The following is a 21,680-nucleotide window of genomic DNA, read 5'->3' as shown; positions in this document are numbered from 1 at the left end:
CGCGAGCAGGCTCGCTCCCACAGGTTCAACACTGTCCATGTGGGAGCGAGCCTGCTCGCGATGCTTTTAGAAGCTCATATCCACCTTGGTCCAGAGCGTGCGCCCCGGTTCGTTGATGGCTTGCGGATCATTGGCCGGGAAGCCGAAACCGGCGTTGCCCGCCAGGTTCAAGTGTTCGGCGTAGGCCTTGCCAAACAAGTTGTCGACGCCGCTGCTGACCTTCCAGTTCTTGTTGATCCGGTACGCGCCGTTGAGCGAGAACACCCCAAAGCCCGAACTCGTGTCGAAGTCTTTGCCGACCACGTTGCCCTTGTTCTGGTCGATGCGGTTCTGCGCCGCAACCACCCGCCACAAGGCGCCGGCGCTCCAGTTGTCTTCGCTGTAGGTCAGGCCGAAACGCGCATCCAGCGGTGGCATCTGCGGTAGCGCGCTGCCGTCGCTGCTGTTCTTGCCCCAGGCGTAAGCCAGGGTCGCGTCGGCTTTCCAGTTGGCCGTCAGCTTGTAGGCCGCGCCGAGTTCGCCGCCCATGATTCGCGCGTCGATGTTCTCGGCTTGCGAGGTCATGCCCATCATCCCCGGCGTGTAGTTGAACAGGATGTAGTCACGTACTTGGCCGACGTAACCCGAGGCCCAGGCTTCGAGGTCTTCGGTCTTGTATTGCAGGCCGAAGTCGAGCTGGGTGGTTTTTTCCGGCTTGATCGAGTCGAAGGCATTCACCGAACCGGCGGGACCGGATTTAGGCGAAAACAGCTCCCAGTAATCCGGGAAACGCTGGGCGTGACCGAGGCCCGCATACAGCGTGGTGGGGCTGTCGGCCAGGTCATGCTCGTAACGCACGAAACCGCTGGGCAGTGTGTCGGCGCGGGTGTCGTCGGCCGTCGGGTTTGGGCGGGCCATCATCCCGGAGCCGATGGTTTGCCGATAATCCTTGGCCGACGCACGATCCAGTCTCGCACCGGTGATCAGCCGATCACGGTCGGCGGCGTACCAGGTCAGTTCGCTGAACACACCGTAGTTGTGGAAGTCGGCGTCCTTGTTGCGCGGCACGTCCTTGTAGGTGTCGACGCCCATGGCGCTGCGTTGGCGGTGTTCGTTGGTTTGCGCATCCAGGCCACTGATCAGTTGCACATCGGCCCAGCGCCAGGTGGCTTTGATTCGCGCGCCGAGGGTTCGACGGTCGACGTTGGAGGCCATGGGGCCGGCCATCATCCCGGTACCGGACGGTGTGCGCAGGGTGTAGTTGTCCATCACGTGGTCGGCGTAGTTGTAGTAGACCTGCGCCTCGATCTTATCCAGTACCTCACCGATGTTTGACTGTTCGAAGCGCAGGCCCAGGCTTTCGCGCAAGAACTGCGAACCGTCCATGCCACGCCCGGCGTAACGGGCTTCGCCGTCACCCTTGCCAGCGGTCAGTTCCAGCAGCGTGTCGGCGTTCGGGGTCCAGCCGACCGCGACGTCGCCGTTCCACTTGTCATAGCGCGAGGGCACGGTGTCGTTGTTGCCGTCCTTGTAATCGTCGGAATGCGCGGTGTTGCCGATCACTCGCACGTAACCCAGTGGTCCGCCGGCAGCAGCGTCCACCACCTTGTCGAAACGCCCGTTGGAGCCGGCCAGCACGCTGGCATTCACCCGGGTGCCGAGTTCGCCGAAGCTTTCCGGCTCACGCTCGAACAGGACGGTGCCGGCCGATGCGCCGGGGCCCCAGAGCACGGTTTGCGGGCCTTTGATGACGGTGAGTTTGTCGTAGGTTTCCGGTGAAATATACGAAGTCGGCGCGTCCATGCGGCCAGGGCAGGCGCCCAGCATCATGCTGCCGTTGGTGAGGATATTCAGTCGCGAGCCGAACATGCCGCGCAATACCGGATCGCCGTTGGTGCCACCGTTGCGCACCAGCGCGAAGCCAGGGATGGTCTTCAGATAATCGCCACCGTCGCTGGCCGGCACCGGTTGGCGCGGGTCCTTGGGGTTGGTGACGATGGTCAGCGGCGAACTAGGCGCAATGGCGGTGATCACCGTCGGGCTCAGTTCCTCGGTGTGGTCGGCGTGTTCATCGGCCAGCGCCATCGGTGTCAGCAGCAAGCCGCAAAGAACGGCTGTGGCGTGCCTGAAACGAACGCGAGATTCGTTCAGGGCAAAAGAAGCCTGGGCAGCGCCCAAACGTGTGTCAGCAGAAAACCTGGACATGACAATTTCCATCGAACAGTCGTAAACGACACGGCCGGCAGCCTGCGGCTGTCTTCTAAACCGTGTGAGATCGGAGGTGGGTGTTTACGCGACGATGGGCGGTGCGCGAGTGCGGGCACCGGGGAAGAAGGTTTGCCGGGCGTGGCCCAGGCGGGTGGCGGGTGTGGTGAAGGTGGTGGCGGGAGGGGCGTCGAAAGCGGCGAATGAAGCGCCACCGGTGAGCGCCGGGCAATTGAACAGCAGGCTGCAATAGCCGCATTTTTCCCAGAGTGCGTGATGGTCGGCTTTGGGTGGGCAATGCTCGGCGGCGGGTTGCGCGCCATGCGCCATGGCCGACATGTCCATGGGCATGTCCATCGACATCGAGGCGCGTTGATCCATCGGCATCGACTGAGAAATCAGCGGGCCGATAAAGATCATCAGCATGGCGAACAGGCTGATCCAGCTGCCGCGCGTCAGGCTCATTGGCTGACGGCGGTGCACGGATGGCCTGGCGCTATACGGGCGCATAGGCGTTTTCAACAGGGGCGATTACTGGGCGTGCATGTGCGCTTGCATGCTGTCCGGCGCCTTTTTCTGCACCGCGACTTCGACCGTCACATCGCCGGATTTTTCGAAGTGCATCGTCAGCGGGAAGCGCTTGCCGTCGCTCAACAGGCTGCGGTCTTTCAGCTCCAGCAGCATCACGTGATACGCCATCGGTGCGAAGGTGGTTTCGCCGCCCGCCGGAATCTCGACGCTGGGCACTTGCTGCATTTTCATCAGACCGTTTTGCATCACATGCTCGTGCAACTGGGCAACGCCTGCGATTGGCGAGTCGACGCTCAGCAATCGGTCGGCGGTTTTGCCGCTGTTGTGAATCACGAAATACGCGGCGACGGTGGGCGCGTTGGGCGGCAATTCTTGCGACCACGGATGGGCGATCTCAAGTTCGCCAGACTTGTATTCGTGAGCATTGGCAAAACAGGCAGGCAGCAGCAATACAGCCAGAACGATGAGTTTGTTCAACATGGCAGTTCTCCAGAACGATTCAAAACGCAGGTCAATTGCGAGAAGGAATCACACCAGAGGGGACGCGCGGGGGTTAAGACTCGGCCATTGCTCGCGCGGTGTCGGTATGTCGAGCGTGGCAGGCGGCAGGCTTCGATTGGCCTCGAAACGAGCGAAATACAACTGCGGAGCATGCCCCGGCAACGCCACCAACGGCGCGGAGCCCGAGCAACACCAGCAATGCTGCATGTTGGAATGATCGTCGCTTTGTGGGGCTTTCTGCTCGATGTCGCCTAGGGAAATCGCCACCAGCTTCGTGCCGCTGGAAGAGCAGAAGCTGCCCCACAGCAACTGTTCGGCCGGCGATTTCGCCGTTTGCGCCATCGCTCCGGACATCGGCATGGCGAGCATGTTGAACAGCACTGCAAAGCAGGCGATCCAGGCAAATGCGAGCCGTTGTCGGGACATGAGGGCAGATCCGGTTGAGTGGGCAATCAGGCGCGGCTATTTAGCCTGATCAGGGGCGATAAGTAAAAAAGCCGCGTGCGGTGTGGTGTCGCAGCAGACTTTCAAACGAGTGTAGCGGTATCGATTGGAAATGCCGGATGAGTTGAGGCTAATTCACAATCCTGTGGCGAGGGAGCAAGCTCTCTCGCCACAATTACTTACGCGTCCGTTAGATTGCGCTCAGTTCTGCCAGTATCTCATCCACCGACCCAAACTCCCGCTCAACCCCCGGCAACACCGGCCGCTTCAACACTAGCACCGGCACTTCACGCTCCCGCGCCACTTCCAGTTTCGGTTCCGTGGCGGTGCTGCCGCTGTTCTTGCTGATCAGCACATCGATCTGCCGACGTTCGAACAGCTCGCGTTCATCCTCGATCAGAAACGGCCCACGCGCGCCGATCACTTCGCAGCGCTCATTCCCGGGATAAACGTCCAGCGCACGTAACGTCCAGAATTGCTCCGGCGGGATTTCGTGCAGGTGCTGCAATGGCTCGCGACCGAGGGTGAACAGCGGTCGCCGGAAGGGTTTCAGTGCTTCGATCAGCTCGGCCCAGTCGCTGACTTCACGCCAGTCATCTCCGGCGTGTGGTTGCCAGGCCGGACGTCGCAAAGCCCAGCACGCAATGTCGCACAATCGCGCGGCGGTCGCGGCGTTGTGGCTGATTTGCGCTGCGTAGGGATGGGTCGCATCCAGCAGCAGGTCGATGCCTTCATCCCGGATGAACTGCGCCAGACCTTCAGCGCCGCCATAGCCGCCAACGCGGACCTGGCAGTTCAGATCCGTCGGCACACGACCGACGCCGGCCAGGCTATAGATGTGTTCCGGCCCCAGGGTTCGAGCAATGGCCAACGCTTCAGTCACGCCGCCGAGCAACAACACGCGCTTCATTGAAGAACTCCCGCATGGCCGACAATCCCGCCCTGGCGATCGATGGCGAACACTTCGACCTGAACCTGCGCCGGCACCACGCTGCGGGCAAAGTCCAGGGCGTGCTGGCACACCGCGTCGCCAAGGGCGATCCCGGCCGCGCTGGCCATCGCTAAGGCTTGTTGACTGGTATTGGCATCGCGGATCGCCTGTTGCAACGCTTCATCCGCGCCGACCGCCGCAGCCCATTCGGCCAGTTGCGGCAGGTCGATGCTTGAATGCCGACTGTGCAAATCCATGTGCCCGGCCGCCAGTTTGCTGATCTTGCCGAAGCCACCGCACAGACTGAGTTTATCCACAGGCACTTTGCGCAAGTGCTTGAGCACCGCGCCGACGAAGTCGCCCATTTCGATCAGGGCGATTTCCGGCAAATCGTAGACTCGGCGCATGGTGTCTTCGCTGGCGTTGCCGGTGCATGCGGCGATGTGCAGGTATCCGTTGGTTTTGGCGACGTCGATGCCCTGGTGGATCGAGGCGATGTAGGCCGCGCAGGAGAACGGCCGGACGATGCCGCTGGTGCCGAGGATCGACAAGCCACCGAGAATCCCCAGTCGCGGGTTCATGGTTTTCAGCGCCAAGGCTTCACCGTCCTCGACGTTCACCGTGACCTCGAAGCCGCCCTGGTAATTCAGTTCCTCGGCCAGCAACGTCAGGTGATCAGTGATCATCTTGCGCGGCACCGGGTTGATCGCCGGCTCGCCGACGTTCAGTACCAGCCCGGGCCGAGTGACAGTGCCCACGCCACGGCCGGCGCTGAAGCGGATGCCTGGCTCACTGTGCAGGCGCACTTGGGAAAAGAGCAGGGCGCCGTGGGTCACGTCCGGGTCGTCGCCGGCGTCCTTGATGGTTCCGGCTTCGGCGCCGTCGTTCATCAGCCGACAGAATTCCAGGCGCATCTGCACCCGTTTGCCTTTGGGCAGAATGATCTCGACGGCGTCCGCTTCGATGCCACTGAGCAGCAGGCGTGCCGCCGCGAGGCTGGTGGCGGTGGCGCAACTGCCGGTGGTCAGGCCGCTGCGCAGCGGGGCGGGTTGTTCGGCGGTTTCGTCACGCATCGAGGGGTTTCGTCACGTCCAGCAAGGTGATCGGCAGCGCTTGACGCCAAGTGTCGAACTCGCCCAGCGGTTGCGCTTGGGCGACATGAATGCGGGTCAGTTCACCGCCGTGGCGTTCGCGCCAGGCCATCAAGGTCACTTCGCTTTGCAGGGTGACGGCATTGGCAATCAGCCGGCCACCGGGTTTGAGTTGCGCCCAGCACGTGTCGAGCACGCCTTCGCGGGTGACGCCGCCGCCGATGAAAATCGCGTCCGGGCGTTCGAGTCCGGCCAAGGCGTGTGGTGCCTTGCCGCGAATCAATTGCAGACCGGGGACGCCGAGGGCATCGCGGTTGTGTTCGATCAACAACTGCCGCCCTTCATCCGCTTCGATGGCCAGCGCCCGGCAACTCGGGTGAGCACGCATCCATTCGATGCCGATCGAACCACTGCCAGCGCCGACGTCCCACAGCAGTTCGCCGGGTGTCGGTGCGAGGCGGGCGAGGGTGATGGCGCGCACGTCGCGTTTGGTCAGTTGGCCGTCGTGCTGGAAGGCAGAGTCCGGTAGACCGGCCAGGCGTGACAGGCGTGGCGTGTTCGGTTCAGCGATGCATTCTATGGCGATCAGGTTCAGGTCGGCGATCTGCGGCTCGCTCCAGTCGTTGGCGACACCCTCGATGCGTCGTTCGGCTTCGCCGCCCAGATGTTCCAGCACGGTGAGGCGACTCGGCCCGAAACCGCGCTCGCGCAGTAACGCCGCGATGGCCGCCGGACTCTGGCCGTCGTTGCTCAACACCAGCAAGCGCACGCCGCTGAACAACTGCGCGTTGAGTGCGGCGAGGGGCCGGGCAACCACTGAAAGTGTCACCACCTCCTGCAACGGCCAGCCCATTCGCGCGGCAGCAATCGAGCAGGAGGAGGGCGCTGGCAGGATCAGCATTTCAGCGTTGGGCACTTGCCGGGCAAGGCTGGCGCCGACGCCAAAGAACATCGGATCACCGCTGGCCAGTACACAGATCGGTTCGCCACGCTGCGCCAGAACGGGTTCAAGGGAGAAAGGACTGGGCCACAACTGCCGCTCGCCACGGATGCAGGCCGGCAGCAAATCCAGTTGTCGCTGGCCGCCAACGATCCGCGTAGCGCGCAACAGGGCGTGTCGGGCATTTTTCCCCAAGCCCTTGAAGCCGTCTTCGCCAATGCCCACTACTGTCAGCCAGGAGGCCATGTTGTTCCTTAATCCAATGTTCATCGTCAAAGGCGACATGATAGCGCGGCTTCTGTCATCTGACGCGGGTCTATGGCGGGGAAAGCGTACTTCAGTTTTCAGACACTTAATGTTGACGAAAAAATGCCTGTTGTAATGATGGTTTTGGTAGTTTTGTTTTTGTTCAGGTTGCGCAACCTTATATGTATTAAATAGCTGCCAGTAGTTGATGTTGGTCGCGACACTATCAAGGATGAAAAGAAACTTATATGGATAACGTGTTAGCTGAAGGCGTCATCGAACATGATGCGCTGATGATGAATAATGTGCTGCTGACCGGCACGGCTGGCCAGGCCCTCGCCGACAATGGCTTTGTCAAAAACTGCATTTTTCTGGCCCAGCATGGCGCGGATAAAGTCGCAAGGAGCGAGACGCAGCCGGGGCCCTGGTTCGACCATTACGCCGGTATGTTCTGGTCAATGGACTGGACGCTTGCCGAACCGGTCGAGTACATCAAGCCGCAGTTCTCAGGGAGTTTGAAACAGGCCTGGTTGAAAGTGGCGCGTCCCTACCTCACGAGCGCACAAATAGCACAGATTGAGTCAGTACTTGGAAAGCTAGAGAATGACGCCGAATTGCTGGCGAAGATCGCGGGCTTGAGCGGGAAAGTATTCGGATTCAACATCGTCCCGGTCAGTTATAAGCCTAACGGAGATCTGGAAATGGTGGTCAGCCATATCAGGTTGATCAAGCTGGGTATCACTACACCCTACCTGTTCTGGACGATAGATCAGAGTCAGTCTCAACTGGATATCCGGATTCGGCGTTTGGAGATCAAGCGGCGAGACATGGACGCTATTCGACAGCGCGTGGAAGAAGCCACTCGAGCCCTTGCACTCAAGTTCAGCGAGTACGAACTCTGATTCCACGCAGGCCGAAGCCTTCTTTTGCTTGATTGATACTTCGGCAGCGTTTCCGACCGGCAGACTTTTCATGCGCTCGGGCAAAGCAGGCATAATGGCAGCCCTTCACCCTTCACGTGCCTCCAGTCAGCCGGTCACTCATTGAACGAACGTCCGATGTCCACCGCTTTACGCCCCTCGGCTTGCCCGGGGTTGCTGCGTATCGTCCAGGCGCTGGACGGCGGCATCTGCCGGATCAAACTCAATGGGGGGGCGATCTCGGCCGATCAGGCCGAAGCCGTGGCCGATGCTGCCGAGCGTTTCGCTGGCGGGGTGATCGAGGCAACCAACCGCGCCAACCTGCAAATTCGCGGGATCGGCAGCGAACACGGCGCCTTGATCGCCAGCCTGATGGCAGCCGGGCTCGGCCCGACCAGCGCGGCGGGCGATGACGTGCGCAATCTGATGCTCAGCCCCGGCGCCGGCATTGATCGGCAGATGCTGATCGATACGCGCCCATTGGCCGAGCAGATCCTCGCCACGCTGCAAAGCGATGAACGCTTCCACGACCTCAGCGCCAAGTTCGCGGTGCAGCTGGATGGCGGCGAAGGTCTGGCAATGCTCGAACACCCTCATGATGTATGGCTGTCCGCTGCTGAACGAGACGGTGAGCGAGTGTTTGTGTTCGGCCTGGCGGGCTGCCTTGTCGACCCGCCCGTAGGCGCGGTGTCGCTGGAGCGGGGTCATGCGTTGGTGGTCGCGGTGCTGGAGTTGTTCCTGGAATGGGCGCGCCCCGAGCAGACCCGTATGCGACATCTGCTCGCCGAATGCACGCTCGACGGGTTTGTCGCGCGCCTCTCCGAACGTGTGCCGTTGATGTCCATTGAGGGTTCGCAGCGCGAGGTCAGTCCAAGTGCCTTGCACATCGGCGCTCATCCACAGCGTGAAGCCGGGCGTGTGTACATCGGCGCGGTGCCGCTGCTGGGTCGCCTGAATCCGGCGATGCTCAAAGGCGCCGCACGACTGGCGCGCGAGCAGGGTGACGGCTCTTTGCGTTTCACGCCTTGGCAAAGCCTGATATTGCCCGGCGTCCATGGCGACGACGCGCCTCACGTTATCCACAACCTCGAACACCTCGGCCTGCGCTGCTCAGCCGATGATGCTCTGGCGCATCTCATCGCCTGCACCGGCTCGAACGGCTGCGCAAAGGGCTTGGCCGACACCAAGGGCGATGCCAGACAACTGGCGGTGCTGTTGCAACGTCACGGCCAGACACCGAACGTGCACCTGTCCGGTTGCCCGCGTTCCTGCGCGGCCGCGCACGTTGCTCCAGTGACCTTGCTGGCGGTTTCTCCCGGTCACTACAACCTCTATTTTCGCGACGCAGCGCAGCCGGGTTTCGGTGTCCTGCACGCACACAACCTTACTATTGAAGCGGTCGCAGCCTTGCTCGACGCCCGCTCACGGAGCCCCCTTGATGCTTGATTACATCCGCGACGGTCAGGAGATCTATCGCAACTCCTTCGCGATCATTCGCGCCGAGGCCAACCTTGCGCGCATTCCGGCCGATCTGGAGAAACTCGCGGTGCGGGTGATCCACGCCTGCGGCATGGTCGAGGCCATCGACGGGCTGCAATTTTCCGAAGGCGCCGGCAAGGCCGGGCGCGATGCACTGGCGGCTGGTGCGCCGATTCTGTGCGACGCGCGGATGGTCAGCGAAGGCGTGACCCGTGCGCGTTTGCCAGCCAATAACCCAGTGATCTGCACCCTGCGCGACGAGAGCGTTCCGGAGCTTGCCCGCGAGTTGGGCAACACCCGTTCCGCTGCCGCGCTGGAGTTGTGGCGACCGCACCTGGAAGGCAGCGTGGTGGTGATCGGCAATGCGCCGACCGCGCTGTTTTATCTGCTGGAAATGCTCGACGCCGGCGCGCCGAAACCGGCGCTGATCCTCGGCTTCCCGGTGGGCTTCGTCGGCGCCGCCGAATCCAAGGCGATGCTCGCGGCGGACAGCCGTGGCGTGCCTTTCGTCATCATGCAAGGCCGGCTGGGCGGTAGTGCCATGGCCGCCGCCGCCGTCAACGCCCTCGCCACGGAGATCGAATGATGCAGCAACCTGGACGTTTGATTGGCCTGGGCGTCGGCCCCGGTGATCCGGAACTGATTACTGTCAAAGCCTTGCGCCTGCTGCGCGAATCGCCGGTGGTGGCGTACTTCGTCGCCAAGGGCAAGAAAGGCAACGCCTTCGGCATCATCGAAGCACATCTGCAGGACGCACAAACTCTGCTGCCGCTGGTTTACCCGGTAACCACCGAAACGCTGCCGGCGCCGTTGTCGTACGAACAAGTGATTAGCGATTTCTACGATGCTGCCGGCGAACAACTCGCCGCGCATCTGGACGCTGGCCGTGACGTGGCGGTGATCTGCGAAGGCGATCCGTTCTTCTACGGCTCCTACATGTACCTGCACGATCGACTGGCCGAACGTTATGAAGCCGAAGTGGTGCCGGGTGTCTGCTCGATGCTCGGCGGTGCCTCGGTACTCGGCGCACCGTTGGTGTATCGCAATCAGAGCCTGTCGGTGTTGTCGGGTGTACTGCCCCACGAAGACCTCAAGCGTCGCCTGGCCGATGCCGATGCGGCGGTGATCATGAAACTGGGGCGCAACTTTCCCAAGGTCCGTCAGGTGCTCGAAGAACTCGGTCTGGCGGAGCGTGCGCTGTACGTGGAGCGCGCGACCATGGCCAATCAGAAAATCGTGCCGCTGGATCAGGTCGAGCCGATGTCCTCGCCTTATTTTTCGCTGATCATCGTTCCCGGTGAAAGGTGGCAAGGCTGATGGCCCATTCCGCTCCGGCGATTGTCATTCTCGGCAATGGCAGCCTCGCGACCGCGCGCAAGATTGCGCAGCTATACCCCGGCGCACTGATCCATGGACTGGCCGAACGGGTCGAGGGCGCGGACCGTGTCTATCACGAGTTCGGCGCAACCCTGCGCGAACTTTATCAACAGGACACGCCGATCATCGCGCTATGCGCCGCCGGGATTGTGATCCGCACCCTGGCGCCGTTGCTGCTGGAAAAGGGCGCCGAGCCACCGGTGCTGGCCGTGGCCGAAGACGGTAGCGCGGTGGTGCCACTGCTCGGCGGTCTCGGCGGAGTGAATGTCATGGCGCGCGAGATTGCCGCCGGCCTTGATGTCGCGGCGGCGATCACCACCAGCGGCGAATTGCGTTTCGGCACTTGCCTGCTCAATCCACCCAGCGGCTATGCCTTGGGCGATCTGGAGCTGGGCAAGCGCTTCGTCTCGGACTTGCTGGCCGGCGAACACGTGCGCATCGAAGGCGCTGCCCCCTGGTTGGCGCAAGTACAATTACCGCAGGATCCCGAGGCTCATTTGTCGATCCATGTCGGCAGCGCCGAACGGACGCCGGCGGCCAATGAATTGTTGATCTACCCGCGCAGTGTGTTGTTGGCGGTCAGCGCCAGTGTGGCGGATTTGCCCCAGGCGATTCGCGCGGCGCTGCGTCAGGCCCAAGTCGCCGGGCAATCGCTGGCGTGCCTGCTGGCGCCTGCCACGGAAATGGCCAACCCGACGTTGCGCGAAGCGGCGCTTGAGTTGGGGGTGCCGCTGCGTTTTGCGTCGGCTGCCAGCGATGCCAGCGAGTTGGCTCGCGGGGCTGTTCCGGGTGCCACGATTATCCCGATCGACGCGAACCTGGCGCTGGCGATCGCTGAACAACCGCTGGACATCGCGCAGATTGGCCGCCCTCGTGGTCGGCTGGCCGTGATCGGCCTGGGCCCGGGTGCTGCCGAATTGATGGTGCCTGCGGTGAAGGCTGAACTGGCCAGAGCCACCGATGTGCTCGGTTATGAAACCTATGTGCGCATGGCCGGGCCGTTTCGAGCGGATCAAGTGCTGCATTGCACCGACAACCGCGAGGAGATGCAGCGTGCCCGTCACGCCTTCGAACTGGCGGCCCAAGGGCGGTCGGTGATTGTGGTCTCGTCCGGTGATCCCGGCGTGTTCGCCATGGCCGCCGCGGTGCTCGAAGCATTGCACGAGTCGAGTGAGCCGGCCTGGCACAGCGTCGATCTGGAGATTCTGCCGGGGGTTTCTGCTTCGCTGGCGACGGCCGCTCAGGCCGGTGCGCCGCTGGGGCATGACTTCTGTGTGATGTCGCTGTCGGACAACCTCAAGCCGTGGTCGATCATTGAGAAGCGCCTGGACCTGGCCGCCGAAGCCGATCTGGCGCTGGCTTTCTATAACCCGATATCCCGTTCTCGGCCGTGGCAGTTGGGCCGTGCTCTGGAAATCGTCGCACAGCACCGTACGCCTGAAACCCCGGTGGTTCTGGGGCGTGATATCGGCCGGCCCGGCCAGACGCTACGAGTCACCACACTCGGTGCGCTCACGCCGGAACAAGTGGACATGCGCACCATGGTGCTGATCGGTTCCTCCACCACCTGCACCTTTCCCCGCGCCGGGGGCGGCGAATGGGTATACACGCCACGCTGGTACGGAGAAAAGCCTGTTTCCTGACATCGCTTCTTTTCGCCACAAAAGGGGAGTTGTAAGCAGCTTCGATTGTTTGTGAATTTTAGTAAGCTCTGACGATTTTAAATATCAGGTTTAAAAACAAGGCCGCGAACCATTGGGTTCGCGGCCTTGTGCGTTATAGGTCGCTTATTCCAGTAAGCGACTTTGTCGCTGATGAATTCGGCTGGCCGGATTGAGTGTTTTTCGATGTTTCTTTTGACATTGTTTGAATTTATTGAAGTTTGAATTCACCGTCTTTACACAATAGTTTGCCCGGGACTTAACGTGCCACTGACTGATTTTAACTTGTAACAGGGCGCACCTCGATTTGCAGGCATGCAGATAGTTGTGCACGCCTGCCGAGTAATGCTGCTTATTCATTCAATGATGGAAATGTACTGGGTTATATTTTATGAAAGATTGGGAAGTCGGAAATACAGACACTTACGTTAATTTTGTCGAGCTTTTCAAACTGGCGGATCTTGAACAGGTATTGTTGCCGCATAAGGACGGCGAGTTTTACGAGGCGCTGTTGCGTTATTACTTTGCCTGCGTGGGGGTAATGGATTCGCCAAGGTTGCTCGAGCCGTTGCGACTATTCAAACAGACACTGGAGCCATTGCTGGGCGACCCTCGAGTGAGGCGTGATCTGGAAGTGCAAACGCCTGCTGCGGCGAGTGAAAAGCATCCCCCGAATCTGTCGCAGATATACGACAAGGTCGAAGGGTTCGAGTCGCGTGTTCAGTTCGGCGTCGAGCAGATGAAAATAGCGGCTACGGAAGTTTCAAAGACGTTGCACTTTGTCTGGCTGGGCGGTGGTGTCGGCGCCATTCAGCGTGATTACCTCAACGTGTGGAAACAAGTGCTGGCCGGGCATGGCTACACACTCAATCTCTGGTACGACAGCGATGCGCTGCTGGCCTATCAAACCAACAAGCTGATTGTTGAGGCCGCCAAGGCCGATGCCCTGTCGCAGGTGGGTGACAAGGTTATCGCTGAAGATGAACTGGCCAGACTGTACGAGGAACGCGCCATTGTTCTGAAGCAACAGATGCATGCGCACATCAATGCCGCGGTGGCAAAAGGCGAGTCGGCCGATGAGGCCCGAATGGATTTGCTGACCCGCGCCTATGGTCAGGATGCGGCGGAACTGGAAGCGCTGCTGCAACGAAATCGTCGCAGTGTGCTCGAGATGGCTGAGGGTGACTTGCAGTTGCGCGACCTTGACGGTGCCGCAGTGCCGTTGCAATTGCAGGACATCTACGAACGGGAAACCCGTTTGCGCGGCAATCTGGCAGCGGCGTCCGATGTTGTGCGCGCCGAAGTCCTGTATGACGAAGGCGGCAGTTATGCCGATGTCGATAACCTGCCGCCATTGCTGAAAACCCTGGGCGGCGTCGACGTCAGTGTTTTGGCCAGCGATGCCCGCCTGGGGATTTTGCAGTTGTTGCTCAATCACAATCCAGAATGGATGCCGGGGCGTCAGGCAGCATCCACCGACTATTCCACCTTCATTCCTTCAGAACACCTGCCGGCACTGGAGGCCTTTGCCAAAAGCCGGCCGGCCCTGAGCCAGGTTTTCCAGCCGCCGACGGATCGGCTGGCTCGACCTTTTATGCTGCGTGCCGTGGCTGAAGGCAATTCGATTACGAATGCGTTCCTGATGGCACATTCCCGTTCGGCGACGCTGCAAACCGTGATTGAACGTATGCGGTTCAACTATGACTTGATCGATGCCACGACTCGCTTGGCTGCGCAGCGCAGTGTTGCATTGAACGACTTTGCAGAGATGTTGCCGCTAGCTCAGGAAGTGCTGGAAAGAACGTATGGGCCGCTGATCGAGCTGCCAAATCAAGAAGAGATCTTCGCGGGATTTCTGGCAAGTGCTGCCGCGAGCTACTTCAGCGACGGCATCCGCCTTCAAAGCGAAGGAACCATCTACCTGACCGGTCCAGGTGCCATGCGTGATGGCATGGCCGATTACGCCAAAGCGCACTTGACCCCCTCGGTGGCTGAGACCGTACGCGAGGAGGCGGCCATTGCGCGCTACGCATCGGTTAACCGCGCCACCGAAGAGGAGCTGGATCATTCCTGGAAAGACAACGCAACCGATCCTGTGGACTGGGTCAAAGATGAGCAGAAGCGTTGGCAAGAGGGCCAATACAAAACCCGCTATCAAGGCGATATCGCACAACTGCTCAAGGGCTCGACGATTGAGTTCGAACAAGGCTGGCCATTGATCGAAGGGCGAGCGGTGCTATTGACCGACGTTTTGCAGCGTCTGGTCGACGGGCTTGGCGAGCCGTTCATCCAGGCGATGAGACAGGGGCATGATGGCGCGATTGTCTTCGAGGAGTCGTTACCGCTGAGCTTTGCTGACCGTCAGGCCATCAAGAATCAGGCTGCCGGCGCGCGGCCTTCGGCCTTCCTCAGCAATGCGCGGATCCAGACCCTGGGACTGGATGAGGTGCTGAGCGGGATGGCCCATGGCGAACTTCATCTCGTTGAGACAAACCCGCTGCAAAGGCTGTCGTTGGGCATGTTGTTGGGGATGGACTCACTGCATAGCCAGAACTTCGCGAATTTCACCGACGAATTGGACAATCTGGCCAACAGCGTTCGTGAATTGGGCACCTCCAGTCGTTACGCTGTCATTGAACGGTATCTGTACAAGCGCAAGGCCCCGGCATTCATGGGCGGCCTGGCCAGCGATGACGATGAGCCGTCGGCATTCTCCGGTAGTGCACTGGATCTGAAAAAAGCAGCATTGATGAAGGCGCAGACCCTGCATCAATGGGGCCGCTATGTGGCGCGGATCCAGCAGGTGGCCACCCTTGAGCATCGCCTGCAGATAAGTGAACGGCTGGATCAAGTGCTCGGCCAATTCGAAGCCAGCAGCGTAAAACTGGTTCCCCAGGATCTGTTGCTCAACGGCGACGGAGAGACGATCGGTGGGCGCTGCTACCCGTTGGCGCTGATGATGAGTGCGGCCCTTGCGCAGGGTGAGATGGCCTCCCATCGTCTGCGCGAACGCTTCTACCTGACCGCCATCGAACCGGGGCAAAGTGAGTCGGTAGCCTTTGTGCAGGCGCTGGAGGAACTGCGGGGTACTCAATTGAGTGAAGTGGGGACGCTGCTGAGCCGCGCCGATCTGGAGCAGGTCACTGCTGCACTGGAGAACCATGGCAACACCCGTACGCTGATGCTCAACTCTGACAATCACTCGATGCTGGTGGCGAAAACGGTCTTTGGTGAACACGTCCTCTATCATTTTTATGATCCCAACTTCGGTCTGTTCGAATTCGAGAATGCGGCCATGTTCAGGCGGGCGATGGAGCACTTTTTCCTCAAAATGGGCATGGCCAGATTTTATGCCGCTTACGGTGCCGAAGTTCGGCCCATGTTCGATCTGATCGAACTGCAGGGGGAGCGGGTGTCTGCCTTGCCACTGTCCGCCGGGTTTGATGTAGCGAGAATACTGACGCCGGATCCATTGTCGGGACAAGCCGCGCGATCGCTTCGCCAGCGCCTGAATAACGCCCATGGACGATCATTGGTCGACAATTCACATTTGGGCAGGAGCCTGTTGAGGCTGGACAGTCATTGGTGGGGAGAGCAGATCGCCCAGGCGACAAGGCAATTGCAGACCCGACACCAATTATCGGCGGATGCCGTCCCGTTGTTCGAGACGTTGGAGGTTACTCCAGGCGGGGAATACAAGATCAGTCTGGTCGATCCCAAGGCTGGGCAGACCATGGCGCATGTCACGACTGATGATCACCGGATTCTGAGGATAAAGGAGTTTCTCTCCGGGCTTTTCGAGACGTTGGTCAGCACACAACGGTCGCCAGTCTCCGAGTTCGATCCGACTGACGCAGGCAGTGTCCATACGCTCACTGCCGGTTTCACCATACAGGCTTTAATGAACGCGCTGCGACATCATGAAGGCGCGGCAAGCGGTGGTGACAATGCGCTGACCACCGCTATTCGCCTGCATGCTTATGTGAACTATGCCCAGCTTGCCCATGGCAATGTCGTGGATGTCATTGGCATTGTAAAACTGGTTCGCCAGGCACTGGATGATGAAAAACTGATCGCCCGAACCAGCGCGCCGCTCGTGCAACGAGCCTTGGGGCATATTGCCAACGAAGGGGTGGGTACGGTGTTGGGACTGGTGAATGTCGGCTTTGATATTTACCAATTGAGCCACGCAACCAATGACATTGAAAAGGCGCAGTTCGGGACGCAGTTGGCGTTCGACTCCGCCAGCGTGGCATTGGCCGCTGCCGGCCTGGGCGCCGCACTGGCAGGTGCGAGTACGGTGGCTGCGGTATTGGGAGGCGGCGGGGTGATTCTGGGCGGGCTGACGGTGGGCGTTGCTGCGCTGGCCGAAGGTTTTGCCACCATTGCGGAGGAGGCCAAGGAGGTGGCGCTGTTTTTTGATGGGCTGCAAAAGGCTTATTTGCAAGGCGGCTATCACCTGGATAAGGCGTCGAATGCCTGGATTGCACATCCATCGCTGGTATTCGCCGATCTGGATCTGCACGAATCCACTGTCCATTTCGACAGCCCGAAGCTGTTTCCGCTTCGGGACCATTTTGGGGTCCCGGATTACGATGTGGATTACGCTCGTGCCACCGATATTCGGCAGGGACTTGAATTGCCCGGTTCGGCACCTTTCTCACCGCAGGCAGGGCAAACGATCGTTCTGCCTTGCACACCCAAGACGTGGTTCGGCTACGAATACAAGTTGATGCCGTTTGTCACGTTTCGTCATGCCGGTGGATTCGACACGGCACGCCGGCTGGAGAAAAAGAACGAACAGGGGCAATGGCAGTTTCTGTTTTCGTTCTACTCGTTTCCCGGTGAGTACGTGGTCAACCGGTTGTACCCCGTATACAAGCCAACGGTTTTCAACGTTCGTCTCGACAACATCGAACGCTCTCTGGTAGTGCCTGCGCTGCCGAAGGCGTGGCACGGCATGGTTTCCTACCGGATAGAAGGGGCAGGCGCTCAATGTTCCGTGTTGCTCAACCCAGGCGTGAGCCTCGAACTCGACGCACCGAGCCACATTGCAATGCGCTGGGTGCTGCTGGCTCCGTGGCTGGGGGAGGCAGACATCCGGATAGAAGCCGCCGGTCGACTTGTTTTAAACACCTTGGGTGTGAAATTCAGTGGCAATGGCGCTCACGACGTATTGCTCAAGCTGGCTGGCAACAAGATCATGCGCGTTGATCTTGTTGCCCTGCGGTTGGAGGTGGTCGAAGAAGATGCGGATCTGGCGCTCGGGGAGCAAGCGTTGCTGGATCATTTCAAATCACTGGCCCGTGAACATCGACTGGCCATGCCATATACCCCCGTTCATGGGTTTGTCGTTCCATTCGAAAAGCCGGATGAGCCCAGGACGGTGGCCGCGTATTACGACTCGGCTCGGGATCGCTTTCTGTATGTACGCGATCCGGAAGTGATATTGGCCGATGAGTCCGTATTGGGAGCAGTGGTGGAGGATTTTGCCTACTTCTATCACCCCGAGAGTTTTGATGTCTGGCAGGTCGACGCGACCACTGGCACGCTGGTTCAGCGCTATCGTCTGCTCATACCGCAGGGCAAAGCGACCATTATCCGATGCGAGGTGACGGCTCATGGTGCCGTTCAGGTCGTGCAACAGGTCCTTCGAAAGGACGGTCAGCATGATGAACTGACCTACATGATCCATGACCGTGCGGTGTGGCTAAGTTCGATCACCCTGGGTCTGGTTCCCGCACTCCAGCCAGCTCTGGACGCGGACATGCTGACTGACTGGAAGCAGGTGCTGGGCGACTATGTGTTGCCGAGAGAGTCAACGAATACCGTGAACTGGCGCCCCGGTGCGCTGGTATCGATTTGTTGGCAACTGGATGACAAGTTTCGAGATCTGATCTGGGTCCGGGACAGTGACGGCTTGATCATCCGTGCACCCGCCAGGCGTCACCATTCGCGGGGATGGAACGACTCGATCAAGGCTTTGGCCGACCTTCTGCTCATCGCTCCTGCTGGGGTCCAGGGTGAAGTGTTTGTCACCTTCGACAAAACTGACCGAAGACTCGTGCGACAGCAAAGGTCGATAGTGGATGGTCGCGCGCAATGGACCTCCAGCGGATTTGGCCCTCTGGAGGTGAAAAATGTTGTCGCCGTTGAGCAGGGCTATCTTGCGCTGACCGACTCCGGCCTGTTCTTTAATGTGATGCCGGACGGGCATCTGCGATTGGGCGGGGTGACTGAGGCCTGGCTCAAAGATCGACCCCAATGGTGGTCCGCACTCGCCACGGTGGTGACACAGTACCCGGTGTCCAGCTTTGCCATCCTGGGTTTGACAGGCTTACAGGGCGATGCCGGTTTGTGTGCCTGGTACCTTGACGATCGACTGCTACTCGCGGAGCTGGGGCAGGGGAAAGAAGTACGGTTGCTGAGTATTACTCCGGACAACCAGACCGTTTGGCTGTTCGATCTTTCAACCGGCAAGATTGTCCGCCAGGGTTTTATCGATCCGGACCGCTTGGACGCGGCATTTGCCCAGGGAACGACGCTGTTACAGGCTGAGGCATTGCCGGCCCCCCAGCAGGAGTGGGCGTCCTGGACCTTTGTCGACGTGACGGTGGAAGGCGCTGGCCTGAGGGCAACGACTCGTGAAGGCGTGGAACTGGATTTACAGCACAACGAACCGGCACGGATTACGGGCGTTGACAGCCGTTGGGTCGCTGCATTGGAAGGTGAATTGCGTGACGGATTGGCGGCGCTGGCGAACGAACATCGATGCGCTGACTTTCTTTGCGTCAAAGACGCCGACTACTTGCAATGGTACGTGGTTCGGACCGGACGGTTGATCCGGATTCCGACAATTGCCACCGACGCGCAATACTCGCTGGTGGGCACTCAGAAGCAAACCAATGTGATGCTGCACGAACAAGCGGATGGTTTCGTGCACACCTATCCGCAAGAAAACAAGGTCGGGCCTTTTGTCTATATTCAGCGCAATGACGAAGTTCTAACGGTTGAAGGGGCGAAGATGGGCAAGAACCTACTCCCGTTGATTGCCGATGATGTCCGCATCCTGGTTCTGAAAATGGGTCAAGGTTCGATAACCAGCCGGCTTACCAGGGCGGCGTGGTTGAAACTTGAATCGGTCATCGTCGATTGCCGCTATTCACTCGATCACCCGCCTACGGTTCCAGGAAAGCTGATCTGGGAAAGCGTAGCTGTTGATCAGTTGTGGGTTAACCGGGTCGATGAGCACTTGGTGATTGTTGATTCCGACAGCGGACACAGTTTGATCTTTCGTCAGGTATTTGCGGTGGACCCAGCCTTGCGCGGAGATGTGTTTCTGGCATTGGACGACTATCAATCCTTTGCGGTATCGACACTGGTGAGTGCCCTGCTCGCCAGAAAGGACACCTCCAATAACGTATTGCTCAATAAGCTTGTATCGGTCGAAAAAGTTGAAGCAGTAGAAAGTTAATTCTGTAAGCCATTCACACATTGGATCTGTTCAGTGTGTGAATGGCTGTCGGTTTGTTTTCATAAGGAAATGATAATGAACAGTAAAACTTCTGTAACGCTAAAGCAGACTGATTTCTTTTCGACGTTGTTAGGGCGCCGCGATTTGGAGTGGGGGTTGAATGGTTTCAAAGCCATGCCGGAGTATGATGCGGCCTTGCGTTACGACGAAGGGGGCCGCGGGTTTTCGAACTCGCGGCCCAGAGCATTCCGGTATCAGGGAACCAGGTATCCTTTAACCCCGGTAAAAATAATCTGCGCTGCCAATGCGCAAACAAACAGTCCCATCAATCGGCTGACGATCTGCAAGCCTTGGTCACCAAGAAGCCGCTCGATGCGGTTCGACAAGTAAAGCACCACCCCCACCGTGAAACTGGCCAGGGCAATACTGAGGATCGCGGTGAGTTTGTCGTCCCAGTGCGGTTGGCTGACACCCATCACCAACAACGCACCGATGGTGCCCGGGCCGACGGTCAGGGGGATGGTCAGCGGAACGATGGTCACGTCCTGCTGCACATTGTCGGTCTGCACCACCGACTTGCCCTGAGCCATGCCCAGCGCCGAGATGAACAGTACGCTGCCGGCGCCGATGCGAAATGCATCCACGGTAATGCCGAACACGTCAAATATCACCCTCCCGAACAGGTAAAGCAAGACACTGGAAACCAGTGTGGCAATCGCCACTTTCCAGGCCAGGCGACGTTGTTCCTTGCGCGAATAACCGCGGCTCAGACTGATGAAACAGGACAACACGAAGAACGGGCTGTAGAGCACCAGCATCTTCAGGTAAACGCTGAATAACACGTGGAGCATGGTTTCGGCTCGCAGCAAGAGAGTGGTGAGGCGAAGTCTATCAGTCGATCAGTGGCGTGTGGGGATCGGGTTTCAACGACCTGATTGTTATTTATCTTTGCTTGCGTGTTCTGAACTAAGTATATGGTGTTGGTTGTTATGTGGTGGCGGGATATGAAGTTACATATTTTGGTTTGTTGGTGTTCGCTTGTTTGGTTATTGTTCTCTGGCAAGTTCATGAGGAGCTTGCTTGAATATAAATAAGGAATTTATTATGAATAGCAAAGTAGTTAGTGAGCAATATATTGCCGCTTGTGTTAAAAGTCTGCAGGAGTATGAGCTGGATGATGGGATGGCTATTCGCCCTCGTAGTATGTTTACAGTGGGTGATACCGTTGAAGAACCGTCGAAAGCCTCTATCGTCGGCGAAGGTGTATTGTCTTTCAGTAGTGGCCTCAGTGCTGAGAACCGGTCGGATGCGCAGAATTCTTTCCTCTTTGCGAGCCTTGTAGCGAACAAAAAATATCCAGAGGAATCCCAGGGTGTAGAGTGGTATCAGCTGTTTCGGAAAGTCATGCAAGACTCGGGCTGGACGCCTACGGCCAAGTACTACAACGACTTGCACATCAGCGGAACCAGTGTCCGCATGGACAAACTGGTATTGGAAATTCTTGGCTCTGTGGTCGCTGGCCTCGCGCTGCCTGGTCCGACGACTGCATTGATGCTGAAAGTGGCGGGGGATGCGATTGCAGCCCTGCAAAAACGCGATACGGCACTGACAGTTTATGAGCGAAATCTGTTGGCGCATGGTGTCGGCGGAATATCGGCCGGTGCATGCACTGAACATAATGGCGTAGCCATTATGGCCGTCGGTGCGGTGCGCTTTCTCCGCAGGAACACGTCGACCAAAGTGCTGTTTGTGGATGTGGATACTCGCAGTGTGAAACTGTATCGCGGTGAGACAATGTTTGAAAAGAATGATACGGTCGCCAAAGGCACTCGTGCAACTATTGAAAACAAACTTATCGCCCATGCCGGCAAAATTGTTGACTATGACATCTAATTGATCTG

At 59.2% G+C, this 21,680-nt stretch carries 15 protein-coding genes; 7 read left to right on the top strand and 8 right to left on the bottom strand.

Annotated features, from left to right (window positions below):
- Positions 1-66: 66 nt before the first annotated feature.
- The 7 genes from MMG91_RS21590 to cbiE form a co-directional block, all read right to left on the bottom strand.
- The gene (locus tag MMG91_RS21590) at positions 67-2,184 is read right to left on the bottom strand and encodes a TonB-dependent copper receptor (RefSeq protein ID WP_310660639.1); all 2,118 of its coding nucleotides are present in this window, start codon (positions 2,182-2,184) and stop codon (positions 67-69) included.
- 84 nt (positions 2,185-2,268) lie between these two features.
- Positions 2,269-2,694, bottom strand: coding sequence for a DUF2946 domain-containing protein (locus MMG91_RS21585; protein WP_310660638.1), 426 nt, complete (start codon positions 2,692-2,694; stop codon positions 2,269-2,271).
- Between the two features lie 21 nt (positions 2,695-2,715).
- Positions 2,716-3,195, bottom strand: coding sequence for a copper chaperone PCu(A)C (locus MMG91_RS21580; RefSeq protein ID WP_310660637.1), 480 nt, complete (start codon positions 3,193-3,195; stop codon positions 2,716-2,718).
- 48 nt (positions 3,196-3,243) lie between these two features.
- A complete protein-coding gene (locus MMG91_RS21575; RefSeq protein WP_305504276.1) occupies positions 3,244-3,642 on the bottom strand; it encodes a DUF2946 domain-containing protein in 399 nt (132 codons plus the stop codon).
- A gap of 208 nt (positions 3,643-3,850) precedes the next feature.
- The gene (locus MMG91_RS21570; protein WP_310660636.1) at positions 3,851-4,570 is read right to left on the bottom strand and encodes a cobalt-precorrin-6A reductase; all 720 of its coding nucleotides are present in this window, start codon (positions 4,568-4,570) and stop codon (positions 3,851-3,853) included.
- The gene (locus tag MMG91_RS21565) at positions 4,567-5,664 is read right to left on the bottom strand and encodes a cobalt-precorrin-5B (C(1))-methyltransferase (protein WP_310660635.1); all 1,098 of its coding nucleotides are present in this window, start codon (positions 5,662-5,664) and stop codon (positions 4,567-4,569) included. Before MMG91_RS21565 ends, MMG91_RS21570 begins: the two co-directional genes overlap by 4 nt.
- Positions 5,657-6,868: a precorrin-6y C5,15-methyltransferase (decarboxylating) subunit CbiE gene (gene cbiE, locus MMG91_RS21560; RefSeq protein ID WP_310660634.1), complete on the bottom strand. Its 1,212-nt coding sequence runs from the start codon at positions 6,866-6,868 to the stop codon at positions 5,657-5,659. The genes MMG91_RS21565 and cbiE overlap by 8 nt, the downstream gene beginning before the upstream one ends.
- Positions 6,869-7,116: 248 nt before the next feature.
- Between cbiE and MMG91_RS21555 the strand changes: the two genes are divergently transcribed.
- The 6 genes from MMG91_RS21555 (at position 7,117) to MMG91_RS21530 (ending at position 19,779) form a co-directional block, all read left to right on the top strand.
- A complete protein-coding gene (locus MMG91_RS21555; RefSeq protein ID WP_310660633.1) occupies positions 7,117-7,770 on the top strand; it encodes a hypothetical protein in 654 nt (217 codons plus the stop codon).
- A gap of 156 nt (positions 7,771-7,926) precedes the next feature.
- Positions 7,927-9,234, top strand: coding sequence for a precorrin-3B synthase (gene cobG, locus MMG91_RS21550; RefSeq protein WP_305448028.1), 1,308 nt, complete (start codon positions 7,927-7,929; stop codon positions 9,232-9,234).
- A complete protein-coding gene (locus tag MMG91_RS21545) occupies positions 9,227-9,853 on the top strand; it encodes a precorrin-8X methylmutase (protein ID WP_305448029.1) in 627 nt (208 codons plus the stop codon). The genes cobG and MMG91_RS21545 overlap by 8 nt, the downstream gene beginning before the upstream one ends.
- The gene (locus tag MMG91_RS21540; RefSeq protein WP_310660684.1) at positions 9,853-10,584 is read left to right on the top strand and encodes a precorrin-2 C(20)-methyltransferase; all 732 of its coding nucleotides are present in this window, start codon (positions 9,853-9,855) and stop codon (positions 10,582-10,584) included. Before MMG91_RS21545 ends, MMG91_RS21540 begins: the two co-directional genes overlap by 1 nt.
- Positions 10,584-12,287: a precorrin-3B C(17)-methyltransferase gene (gene cobJ / locus MMG91_RS21535; protein ID WP_310660632.1), complete on the top strand. Its 1,704-nt coding sequence runs from the start codon at positions 10,584-10,586 to the stop codon at positions 12,285-12,287. The genes MMG91_RS21540 and cobJ overlap by 1 nt, the downstream gene beginning before the upstream one ends.
- 409 nt (positions 12,288-12,696) lie before the next feature.
- Positions 12,697-19,779 carry a TcdA/TcdB pore-forming domain-containing protein gene (locus tag MMG91_RS21530; protein ID WP_310660631.1) on the top strand — a complete coding sequence of 2,361 codons (7,083 nt, stop codon included), beginning with the start codon at positions 12,697-12,699 and terminating at the stop codon, positions 19,777-19,779.
- 254 nt (positions 19,780-20,033) lie between these two features.
- Here MMG91_RS21530 and MMG91_RS21525 read toward each other — a convergent pair whose 3' ends face one another.
- Complete coding sequence (locus MMG91_RS21525; protein WP_305448032.1) at positions 20,034-20,630, bottom strand: MarC family protein; 597 nt, start codon at positions 20,628-20,630, stop codon at positions 20,034-20,036.
- Positions 20,631-20,883: 253 nt separating this feature from the next.
- On the opposite strand from MMG91_RS21525, the gene MMG91_RS21520 reads away from it, so the two are divergent.
- Positions 20,884-21,672, top strand: a complete 789-nt coding sequence (locus tag MMG91_RS21520) for a hypothetical protein (protein WP_310660630.1) — start codon at positions 20,884-20,886, stop codon at positions 21,670-21,672.
- Positions 21,673-21,680: the final 8 nt, after the last annotated feature.

The sequence above is a fragment of the Pseudomonas sp. JL3 genome (assembly GCF_031570575.1).
GTDB classification, from domain to species: domain Bacteria; phylum Pseudomonadota; class Gammaproteobacteria; order Pseudomonadales; family Pseudomonadaceae; genus Aquipseudomonas; species Aquipseudomonas cucumis.
This window is presented reverse-complemented; position numbering and strand designations above follow the sequence as displayed.

Excerpts from the sequence above, each read along its gene's own strand:
- MMG91_RS21545 (WP_305448029.1), top strand. The coding sequence starts at position 9,227 with ATGCTTGATTACATCCGCGACGGTCAGGAGATCTATCGCAACTCCTTC.
- MMG91_RS21585 (WP_310660638.1), bottom strand. The coding sequence starts at position 2,694 with ATGCGCCCGTATAGCGCCAGGCCATCCGTGCACCGCCGTCAGCCAATG.
- MMG91_RS21525 (WP_305448032.1), bottom strand. The coding sequence starts at position 20,630 with ATGCTCCACGTGTTATTCAGCGTTTACCTGAAGATGCTGGTGCTCTAC.
- MMG91_RS21530 (WP_310660631.1), top strand. The coding sequence starts at position 12,697 with ATGAAAGATTGGGAAGTCGGAAATACAGACACTTACGTTAATTTTGTC.
- cobJ (WP_310660632.1), top strand. The coding sequence starts at position 10,584 with ATGGCCCATTCCGCTCCGGCGATTGTCATTCTCGGCAATGGCAGCCTC.
- MMG91_RS21580 (WP_310660637.1), bottom strand. The coding sequence starts at position 3,195 with ATGTTGAACAAACTCATCGTTCTGGCTGTATTGCTGCTGCCTGCCTGT.
- MMG91_RS21590 (WP_310660639.1), bottom strand. The coding sequence starts at position 2,184 with ATGTCCAGGTTTTCTGCTGACACACGTTTGGGCGCTGCCCAGGCTTCT.
- MMG91_RS21570 (WP_310660636.1), bottom strand. The coding sequence starts at position 4,570 with ATGAAGCGCGTGTTGTTGCTCGGCGGCGTGACTGAAGCGTTGGCCATT.
- MMG91_RS21565 (WP_310660635.1), bottom strand. The coding sequence starts at position 5,664 with ATGCGTGACGAAACCGCCGAACAACCCGCCCCGCTGCGCAGCGGCCTG.
- MMG91_RS21555 (WP_310660633.1), top strand. The coding sequence starts at position 7,117 with ATGGATAACGTGTTAGCTGAAGGCGTCATCGAACATGATGCGCTGATG.
- cbiE (WP_310660634.1), bottom strand. The coding sequence starts at position 6,868 with ATGGCCTCCTGGCTGACAGTAGTGGGCATTGGCGAAGACGGCTTCAAG.
- MMG91_RS21575 (WP_305504276.1), bottom strand. The coding sequence starts at position 3,642 with ATGTCCCGACAACGGCTCGCATTTGCCTGGATCGCCTGCTTTGCAGTG.
- MMG91_RS21540 (WP_310660684.1), top strand. The coding sequence starts at position 9,853 with ATGCAGCAACCTGGACGTTTGATTGGCCTGGGCGTCGGCCCCGGTGAT.
- MMG91_RS21520 (WP_310660630.1), top strand. The coding sequence starts at position 20,884 with ATGAATAGCAAAGTAGTTAGTGAGCAATATATTGCCGCTTGTGTTAAA.
- cobG (WP_305448028.1), top strand. The coding sequence starts at position 7,927 with ATGTCCACCGCTTTACGCCCCTCGGCTTGCCCGGGGTTGCTGCGTATC.